This is a genomic window from Shewanella sp. 10N.286.52.C2 (assembly GCF_002874545.1).
Taxonomy (GTDB): Bacteria; Pseudomonadota; Gammaproteobacteria; order Enterobacterales; family Shewanellaceae; genus Shewanella.
In genome coordinates, this window is sequence record NZ_MCTV01000033.1 from 61,008 (window position 1) to 71,901 (window position 10,894).

The window sequence follows — 10,894 nt, forward strand, 5'->3', positions numbered from 1 at the left end:
ACCAATGACTCACTATTAGTGGTTTGTTTGAGCTTAGTCCGATTACAGGTAAAACTCATCAATTAAGAGTGCATATGCAAAGCATTGGTATGCCATTGCTTAACGACAGGTTTTACCCTGTGCTACAACCGAAAGGACCTGATAACTTTGCTAATCCACTAAAGTTATTGGCACAACGATTACAGTTTATTGATCCTATTACACAGCAAAGTAATGATTGGTGCTGTGATGAATTAAATTTCAACTAATATAGATGTTTACACTACCGTAACAAACTCAGTCAGGTTATATTGTGACTAATTTATAGGATTTAGGTGCTGTCATGGAACGAATCACATATTGCCTGATTTTTTTAGTTGCATTACTTCTCAGTGTTGGTTTATTGCGTGGTGTCGATCATTTCTTGGCCAAGCAAGTCATTGCCCGTGACGCAGCAATTTTAACGGATAAGTTTGAGCACTTAATTAAAACCAGTGCGGCAGAATTAAATACATTACCCGAAATCACTTTTGATTCATTCGAGTGTACCCCACAGGCTGAGGCGCAGTTAAAGCGCACTGTATTTGATGCAAACTTTATTCGTTGGGTTGGCGTAACGAAAGGGTTAAATATATATTGTGAATCTAATGAGATTATTCGAGATATTCACAATGTGAAACATCATCAAATTAGTGAAACCTATAGTTTAGGCGTATTGGAGTCTGCCACTGAAGAGCAGCTTGAGTTGATCCTTATTCGCAATATGGGGGATATTTTTTACGTCGCGAGTTTAATCCCTTTAGCGCCACGTTATTTTGTTCCTATGAGCTGTGAGTCTTGTTTAGAATATAAAATGTCATTCGACTCTAAACCTTTTTTAGTATTTGATTTTGAAAGTTTTGATGAGGAAGCTTTTATTAGCGAAGTGGTCTCTCTAACTTCGCCCTATTTTGAGGCGGAGTTTGAATTATCAGGTAATCGTGATTTCTATGAGCAATATACCTACTTTTCATGGTGGGGTGTTTTAATCATTGCCAGCATTTTGGCTGCTTGGGTCACGTATATCGCCCGTTTATGGTTTAACCATAGTCAATCTGTTCATAGCCAAATTATTCAAGGGATTAAGCGGTCTGAGTTTATTCCTTTTTATCAGCCTATTGTCGATTCTCGCAGTCAAAAAGTCATTGGCGCAGAAGTGCTCATGCGTTGGCAACGGCAAGATGGCAGTTTAATGCCACCGAATCAGTTTATTCCTTACGCAGAAGCCAATGGCTTAATTGTTGATATGACCAAGGTGTTGTTGGCGCATGTTTTTAATGATGTTAAGCAACTTGCGGTTACACGAGAACCATTATTTTTTAGCGTTAATATTGTGCCAGAACATTTAGATAATGATGATTTGTATCAATTGCTAAAAGGCGTTGTTGAATCAGGCGAGTTGAAACAACATCGCATTTCATTAGAAATCACTGAGCGTCATCCTATTAGTGACTTAGTTGCTGCGCGTAAAATGTTAGATAAGTTTTATGCTATCGGCATAGATTTAAAATTAGATGATGCCGGCACGGGTTATGGGGGTTTTAGCTATGTGCAAAATTTAGGGATCAGTACCCTCAAAATTGACAAAATGTTTGTTGATACTATCGGTCATCAAGATAACTTTAATGCGAAAACCATTGAAGCTATTATTTCATTTGCGCAAAAATCCAATTTAAACATCATTGCAGAAGGTGTAGAAAGCCATGAGCAAGTGGCTTATTTAAGTGAGCATGGTGTTTACTCTATTCAAGGCTATGTGTTCTCTAAACCTTTATCATTTGATGATTTTTGTGCTGGTTACAGCCATTAACAGTGAATGATATTAGCGACCAGTGCTTATTTTAACGTATGTAGCCGCGAGTGAATCGCGGCTTTTTATTGTCAGTAATTTAACACTTACATCTGGTAATGTTTGACGTTTTATTGTGCTAAATGAAATGTAAATTGCATAAATATGGCTTAAATTGGAATGCTTTGTAGAGCGGGCTGACTATAAAAGCCGTTGCCGAGGCTGTTTAATTAATGATCATTGAGTGGGGAGGCTAAAGAGGTAAACTAAAATCGCTTACTCATTTTAATGACAGTAATGTTTAGATTTTGGAAATAACCTTACGTTGTCGAGCTAACGTAGTGAACTGACGTATTTGATAGGGGGGTATATTGAGCAGAAAAAGCCTAAATGCGGCAGGTGTATTGCTGTTATCAGCGAGTTTAGCGCCGATTAGCGTAACAGCAGATCAAATTTATTTTAGCTTCGATAATGATATCGTTACCGGCTCAGATGGTGATTACTCCAATGGTTTTGTCATAGGTTGGCATGCAAAGCCAGAACACAATTTTTCAGCGGCATCATCGGTCTTTCAATGGCAGTCTGCACTTTTATTCCCCCAACAAACACAGCAAGCACACCGTGGGGCTCAGTTATATAGCCGAATGTGGACCCCAATTGAAATCGCCTATGACTATCCACAATCAGAAGAAAGACCTTATGCAGGTCTATTGGAGCTAGAAAGCTATACCGGTGTGTTTAGCCCATCACTGGCACAAAAAAATTGGTTGTCTGTTGGTGTTATGGGACCTGCGTCAGGGGCTGAAATGCTGCAATCAGTGGTGCATAAAATTACCTCATCAACTAAACCGGGTGGCTGGGATTATCAAATAGAGAATCAGCTGACATTTCAACTTGCCTATGAAGTCGAAGCTTTACTCACTCGTCAGCAAGCATTTGAAAATAGTCAGTGGGATTTAAGCGCATTTAATCATTCGATGGCTGGGAATTTTCGTTCTCAATCGAGTGTCGGTCTCACCTTGCGTTGGGGTGATGACTTAGACCAAACCTTTGGCCAACTTTCAAGTCAGGCTGGTCACTTAGGAAATTATACTCATTCCGCTAACTCTGATGGTAGCTGGACGGCTTATGCAAGGGTGCAGGCTGGATATCGGTTTAATGATTTAACCATTGATGGTGATTTACCCTATGACTCATCGCTTGAAATCAAGCATGAACAAGCGCAAGCAAGTTTAGGGGTGATATGGGCGTTTCCCACATGGTCTGTACGTTGGAGTGTTGATTTTTATAGCAAAGAATATCAATCAGATGTCGATGACTGGCATGGCTATGGGGTGATTAGTTACACTAAAGTGCTTTAATTCTGGTTATAAAAAGCGATGCTGAAAAGGCGCACCATGATTCATCATGGTGCGCCTTTTCAGTCTATTACAGAGTTATTATGACTAAAGTTTTTTAGACCTGATTGTGCATGTCATTTAATGCTTGATGTAGCAAATCATCGTCATTAGCCTGATTAGTATCACTTTGATCAGGTTGGTCATTTAAATCTGCCAATAACTCATCTTTATGCTGCTGATGGTTATCATCATCTAACGGGTTTTCAAAAGCGTCTGGCGTCATATCATCAACTAACGGATCTGCATTATCAGACATATTCCCACTTACAAACGTTGCTAACTGGTCATGACTACCTGATGGTGTATCTTGCACCGCAATGTCATCATTAGAGAGACCGACCATATTCAAGTAATAATCTACGGGTGCCACATCAGCTTGCGGACTGCCACTGATATCTGATAGTGATGGTGTTGCCGAAGTTACTGGCTCATGTGCTAGCTCGGATGCTGAATCGGGTGCATGATTCACCATTGGCAAGTCGGATGATACCTCGAGTTCATCTGTCGAAACTTGCACAGTGAAGCTGGTGTCATCAGTAAGATCAGGCTCATCTGAACTACCACCAGACTGTAATGTTGCTGCTGTTGAGTCAATGGTTACTATTTGTGTCTGTATTTCAGGGCTACCATTGGCATCCATAGAAACCAACTTGATATTTAGTGCGTGTTCAGGAAGCTCATGAGCAGTATTATCTATCTCCCAATTCCCCTTGGCATCAACAGTAGCAATACCAATTATGGTCGAATCTAACACAAGATTAACGTCGTGACCTGGGATCCCTGTACCATGAAAAATCAACCGATTATCACTGGTAATAAAATCATGGTCGCTATCCGAAGAAATTCCGGTAATGGCTAAAGGTTTACTCATATCATCACCAGTGATAATCGCATCTGGTATAGGCTTTGTTGGATCTAAAATAACCGTTGAGTCACTTGATGCTATTTGAATAGCACCATCAGGACCTGTGGTTTCTACCATTGTCATTATGCGCATGTTATCGGTAGAGCCCGCAGGTAATTTAGCGGATAAATGAGTTTGATCCCAACCTTGTAAATCAATACTTTCAGTAGCACTCGTGACGGTATGACTATGGCTATGTCCATCGGTAAGCACTGAACCAACAATAAGCCCTTGTATAGAAACGCCAGTGACATGATCTGATTGATCGGCAGGTGCTCCAGCTGTTATCGCTAATTTAAGTGTTGCACCTGGGTTTGGTGACGCAATAGCAGTATCTACCTCAACGGTCTGGCTAGTTACACTGCCCACCGTTTGATAATGGAAATTACCGGTGGCATCTTGAAAATTCCCATTTTCCATACGGATGTCAGTGAGTAATCGTGCATCACCATGTAATAAATTACTTAGTGGTGCTTGTTCCAGTTCAGCTATTGGAAGTGCATCTTTAGCTATAGCAACATTAAACATTTTACCGGTAAAGGCATCACCAGTGCTAAAACCACCACCAAAGCTGTCTTGGTCATTACCCAAGGCAAATTTACCACCATCGTCAATAACTGCCCCTTTACCGACATCATCCATGTGTTTTACGGGTTGACCATCAATTAATACATCAAATGTACCTTGCTGACCATCCCAGCTAAAAGTATAACGATGATCTAGACCATCAGTTGCTAATGGTATACCAGTTGTATATTCAGTACCGCCGACCCTAAAGGTTAAATCTTTACCCGCGACATTGTTCCAAATATACATATGGTTGGGGTCAGATGGTGTTCCGTAAGAAATCAAGGTTGCGCCGTGGATACCACTGGATGCTACCTGTGCACCGCCTAAAATGGTCATATCAATGGTTAAGGCGTGCATTGCTCCACCCGCTGAAATTGGATCGGTATTAACTACACCTGAAGCAGAATTCGCGGCAAAACCCATCACTTGTTGTTCTGCTGAAACCACTAATTGCGGCGCTGCGCTATCTGTTACTGACGTGATATCCAATGTGCCGTGTGCTGTGGTTTCCTCAGTACCGTCTGAGACTTTGACACTGACGGCAAGATCATCGCCACTATAGTTAGCGGCAGGAGAGAATAGCCAACTACCGTCAGCTTGTTTAACAAAAGCGCCTGATGCGGCATCAATATCTACATCGGTAATCGTTAAGCTATCGTGATTAATATCTGTTGCACCCACTAGTTGTAATAAATCAGCTTCGCTGAACGAAATCGCGGTATCTTCTGCCGTAGCCCCTAAATCAACAGGAAGAGCAGCCGTCGCGGTTACCGCTGGTGTTGTGTTATCCACCGTGACCGTACTCGTTGTTATGCCAAAATCATGTGATGCGCTACCATCAAAGCCAGTAACATGGACTTCAATATTTGCAGAGCCTTTAAAGCCATCCGGCGCAATCACTTTAATGGTGTTTATTTGGTTCCCGTTATAAGTAAGGTGAGAGTCATCACTATCCCAGGTACCAGAAGAGTCTTTTATATGCCAACCAGAAGGTATGGTGACACTGAATTGAAAAGTCTCTGACGTATCAAGGCTGTTAACACCTATAGGTACAGCAATACCGGCAAGCATATCTGTTGGGGCAACATGAACATCATGTGAAGTAACCACCATATCAACCAATGGGTTAACCTGAACGTTCAGATTAGTTGTGCTAACAGACTGTTCACCCGTTTGCTCTGTTGATGTGGCTGAAATATGTAAAGCCATTGTGCCAGACCATTGCGCTTCTGGCGTAACCGTTAACCCTTGCAGCTGAGCAGGCGTTAATGTCCAAGAGCCATCGGTATTTTTAGTCCCCGCACTTAGACTTGCGCTTGCAGGTACACCTTCAATCAGCAGCGATTGTGTTTCACTTGCATCGGCATGAATATTCAATGTTATGCCTAGCGCCACTGTGCCACTGACTTCATCCATACTAATATCACTGCCCGTTAAGGTAGAGGTTTCAGCGACAGGGGTAATGTTGATGCGAAGGTCGCTATCTGTAGTGGCTATATCAGTACCATCGGTTGAGATTGCAGTTACGGTTAAGTTTAACTGGCCAGAATAGTCTAGAGGTGGTGTTAAGGTCAGCCCTGATAACTCAGCTTGTTGTAATGTCCAAGTGCCATCATGATTATCAGTACCTGCTGATAATATTGAACCGCTTGGTAAGCCGCTTATAGAGACTGATAAATCTTCACTACTATCAGGTGATGTAATGGTAATATGCAAATCAACAACACTATCTTCAGTCACGTCACCCGTTTGATACGTACTTCCTGAACCGGTAGAAATCTCACGGTCAACATGAAGCGTTACTCCACAGGACCTACTGATTAATTCGGCTATACCTGCTGCCGTAAAATCATCGCCCATACCAGCGACAAATTGCCAATCCATACTCTTAGGAGCGCCACTCGCGAATGTTAAGCTAATGTGCTGTGCATGTTGATACGTGTCATAATCTAAGGTTGGGAACTCGACGCCTTGACCACAGAATGTTGGCACATATTTGGGATTCACACTGTAATCTTTACCGTCAACATTGATACCTGTGATAAGTTTTGGATCTAAGCCGGCTGCTGATACCAAGGCAACTTTGCTGAGCATGAAGTCATCCTTCATAGCGTTTTGTGGGTCAGCGCGTTGAGATGCTCCCATGGTTGCTTCAACGGTATCTAGTATTTGGGTACTACTATCTGTATGTGACGTTAACGGCACAGCACCTAAACTAACACTGATGCTAGGAGCATCTGCTACACCACTGACGTTTATGGATGCATGAGCTGTAGTGGTAGCACTGCCATCATTAACTTGAATCGTTAGTGGTAACTGTGATCCAGAATAATCTGCTGAAGGCGTAAACGTCCAACTTCCATCAGGTTGTTTAGCAAAAGCCCCTTGAGCAGGGTCAATACTTACATCGCCAACGTGCAAGGTATCTGTGCTATCAATGTCTGTCGCGCCAACAAGGTTGAGTAGTTGTGTTTCCGTAAAGCTTATAGGTGTGTCTTCTGCTGTTGTGCCTAAACTAGCTTCTTGCCCTAACATTGAGGTCACCGTTGGTGCGTCATTGGTACCTGTTATGGTCACAGTAATGGTTTGGCTGTCACCCGTCGAACTAGTAACATCAATACTGTCTGTCACTGTTTCACCAGATTTCAACCCCTGAATGTTAGGGTTGCTATTATCCGCGGTATAAAGCCAATGTCCTGTCGCATCAATGCTAAAACTGCCGAAGCCATTCGATCCGGTTACAGCTTGCTGAGCAACAAAACTGAGTAAAACTGCTGATTGATTAGGGTCGACATCGGTTACTAAAAGTTGCCCTGATACTTGCAGTTCACCTGCGGTATTCAATCCACTGTCTTCTGTAATGTCACCTGTTGATGTACCTGTTATAAATGGCGCAGGATATAGCTTGTTAACGTCAATGGTGCCATGAGCAATAGTCTCGGCTGAGCCATCGCTTACCATTAAACTCACTGGAATATAGATACCGTGATAGTGTTGCTCAGGGGTGAAGGTCCATTCTCCACTCTGCGCATCTTTAGAGAAGTTACCATGCGTACTACTTATGTCGGCGATATGAAGAGTGTCTCCATCAATATCACTAGCATCCACGAGCTGCAGTAGTTCAGCTTCGGTGAACGTCTTGGGTGTGTCCTCTTCGGTTGCACCCAGATCGACAGATCTGCTTGCATTAGCTGCGGTAACGATGGGCGCATCATTGCTACCTGTTATGGTCACGGTGACCGTTTGCGTATTGCCATCAGCCGATTCAACCGTAAAGATTTCCTGGGGTGATTGACCAGACGCTATTCCATCGGCTCGATTATCCGGTGTATAGTTCCAATGGCCGTTGGCGGTAATACTGAACTTGCCGTATGAGCCATCGACATCTGTTTGAACCTTAAACTCATCTTCTCCAGCGTCAGGATCGGTGACTGTCAGCAGACCTGATACCGCGGTATCGTCATCGATGGTGGTTCCAGTCGAATCGCCACCAAAGGTGGCTACGTCAGCAACAGAAGCGAGACTGAGTAAAGCGGTTGTATTTACAGTGCCGCCATGCGTGTCTTGCACGGCATAGTTGAAGTCGACAGTACCGTTGTAATTAGCCTCAGGATTAAATGTGAAGGTACCGTCGTGATTGTCGGTTATGGCACCAGCGGAGCTACCGTCTGGTTTGACAGCTACTAGGCTATGGACACTAAGCTGCGCGGTTTCGCCTGTGTCGACATCGGTAGCGTGAGCGAGCAGATCGGCAGCGTGTAGGGTAACTGCAGTGTCTTCGGTACCGTCGACGAGGATGACAGTGCTGGAAACGACGGGTGCATCATTCGTTCCAGTGATGGTGATATCAATATTGTGGTAAGTGCCGTCGGCCGATTGCACTTTGTAAATCGCATGTTCGACCTGTCCTTCGCTCAACTCCTGTAATTGAAAATTTTCGACTGCATATTGCCAGTTTCCTGAAGCATCTAAATGAAGCATTCCGTTGTAAGGGTCGGATACTGCTTGCTCACCAAACTGGCTAAACAAGAAGTAATTCTGACCGCCATCTGGATCATTCACACTAAGGCTGCCAGAAGCAATTAGATCATGGACTTGTGCATTATTCGATACGTTGACATCCTCTTTCACACTCGCCGTATCCATGCCGGTGATGATGGATTCATCCACAACGGCGGCAAGACTCATCGTGGCCATGGTCGATGTACTCGCTGCATGCGGATCCTGCACCTCGTAGTTGAAGGTAACTGAACCATTATAATTGGCTTCGGGGTTAAAGGTGAAAGTACCATCAGCGTTATCGGTGATAGTCCCTGCAGAGCTGCCGTCTGACTTTACAGCTACTAGACCGTGGATACTAAGTAGAGCCGTTTCGCCAGAGTCCACATCTGTGGCATGAGCCAACAGTTCAGCCTTGTGCAAAGTAACAGAAGTGTCTTCTGTACCTGATGTTAGGGTGACTTCACTACTAACAATAGGCGCATCATTCGTGCCGACAACGTTGATATTGAGGTCGAAAGGTGTGCCATCTTTACTTTGGACTCGATACGTTACAACTTCAGTTTGACCTTCACCAAGGCTCTGCAAATTAGCATTGTCGACGCTATATCCCCAATTACCGGCACTATTAATACGTAAATGACCATTGAAAGGATCGTGTATTCGAGTTTCACCAAATTGACTGAACTGAAAAGAGTTTTCCCCGCTGTCTGGGTCAACAACATGCAATTGACCATTGGCTAACTCTGTTATAACACCTTGATTTTGAGTGTTGTGTGAACCATCTTCAGTAATATTTTGGCTAGTTACTTCTGTAATAATGGCCGCATCACGCACTGCACTGAGTGAAGTTGTTGCGCCAGTGTGTGTTACACCGCCATGCCCATCTTTTACATCATAAGTAAAATGAACTTGGCCGTTATAGTCTTTTTCTGGGGTGAAAGTGAACGTACCATCTGCATTTAACACAATAGTGCCGTGGTCAGCGTGTAGGTTTTCAATGGATAATTTGCCAATATCGTTGTCATCAACATCGCTAGTATTGGCCAGTAGCTGTGACGTGGTAAGGACAATTTCACTATCTTCTAAGCCATTCGCTAAACGCACTTCAGCCGAAGCAATTGGCGCATCATTGGTGCCATGAACGGTCACTGTGATATCTTTTTTAGCACTTCCATCGATAGATTCAACGATAAAGGTTTGCTGGAAGCTTTCCCCTGCGCCTAAATGTTGGACTTTATCATTGTCAATATCGTATGACCATTGGCCCTGTGCGTTGATATTGAACCGACCACCTTCGGCGGTAGTAATGGTTTGCGCAATAAAACCGGCTTGGTCGTGATCTGGGTCAATTACGTGTAACGTGCCACCACTGCTGAGCTGATTGGTGGTATTGCCGAAGGATGTGTGATCTTCGTAAACATGATTATTGAGGCTGGAGTATGGCGTCACTTCAATTTTTGCTTGGTTATCTTCGCCTGTCACTTTCACCATAATGGTGAGCTTTTGACCATCACTGGTTTCGACTTCGTAAGGGAGTTCCATCGACTCGCCTGCATGTAGGCTACCAATGAGCTCATCCGCATGACGATTGGTACCAGCATCTAATTTGAATTGATAAGTGCCATTAGGCCAAACATCAAGGTGACCAGGTGCAAAACCTTGACCTAAATACTTCCCGCTAAATACAAACTGAGTGTTATCACCACTATCAGGGTCAATCAGCTGAAGCTGGCCTCTATAGGATTGAAATTCACTATCAAGCGCTTGTGTTTCAGTGAGCTGAATGACATTAGAAACCAGTGTGGCTTTATCATCTGTTCCTTGAATAGTTAAATCAGCTGTTTGCTGAGTGTGGCCGCCCTGCCCATCAATTACTTGGTAAGCAATAGTGATTGTTTGTGAAGCACCATTAGCTAGATGTTGATAAGCAGCATTAGTGGCATCAACAATGATCGTATGACCATCTTTATCAAGTGATATACCAGGGGGTAACTGTGCCGAATTAGGTGAACCATCTATAGAATAAGAAAGCTGATTAATACTTAATGTATCGCCCTCTTTGTCTGAAGCGCCCAGTAATAAATCTACAGTATGATGATGACTAGCATCCTCTTTAACGCTATCAGTTATTGGTAAAACATCAGGATTATCGTTAACCGCAGCCAAGTTGGTGGTTGCGCCAGTGTGGGTCACACCACCGTGTGCATCTTT

General features: G+C 43.4%; 3 protein-coding genes and 1 pseudogene. 3 read left to right on the plus strand and 1 reads right to left on the minus strand.

The window, feature by feature from the left end:
• Positions 1-20: 20 nt before the first annotated feature.
• From BCU94_RS12275 to BCU94_RS12285, 3 genes and pseudogenes are all read left to right on the plus strand, one after another.
• A pseudogene (locus BCU94_RS12275) lies at positions 21-248 on the plus strand (pseudouridine synthase); the annotation flags it as partial.
• A gap of 74 nt (positions 249-322) precedes the next feature.
• Positions 323-1,828 carry an EAL domain-containing protein gene (locus BCU94_RS12280; protein ID WP_102476539.1) on the plus strand — a complete coding sequence of 502 codons (1,506 nt, stop codon included), beginning with the start codon at positions 323-325 and terminating at the stop codon, positions 1,826-1,828.
• Positions 1,829-2,178: 350 nt separating this feature from the next.
• Positions 2,179-3,168 carry a lipid A deacylase LpxR family protein gene (locus tag BCU94_RS12285; protein WP_241904996.1) on the plus strand — a complete coding sequence of 330 codons (990 nt, stop codon included), beginning with the start codon at positions 2,179-2,181 and terminating at the stop codon, positions 3,166-3,168.
• 94 nt (positions 3,169-3,262) lie between these two features.
• On the opposite strand, the gene BCU94_RS12290 is transcribed toward BCU94_RS12285, so the two are convergent.
• Positions 3,263-10,876: a cadherin-like domain-containing protein gene (locus BCU94_RS12290; RefSeq protein ID WP_206747669.1), complete on the minus strand. Its 7,614-nt coding sequence runs from the start codon at positions 10,874-10,876 to the stop codon at positions 3,263-3,265.
• Between the last annotated feature and the right edge of the window lie 18 nt (positions 10,877-10,894).

Excerpts from the sequence above, each read along its gene's own strand:
- BCU94_RS12280 (WP_102476539.1), top strand. The coding sequence starts at position 323 with ATGGAACGAATCACATATTGCCTGATTTTTTTAGTTGCATTACTTCTC.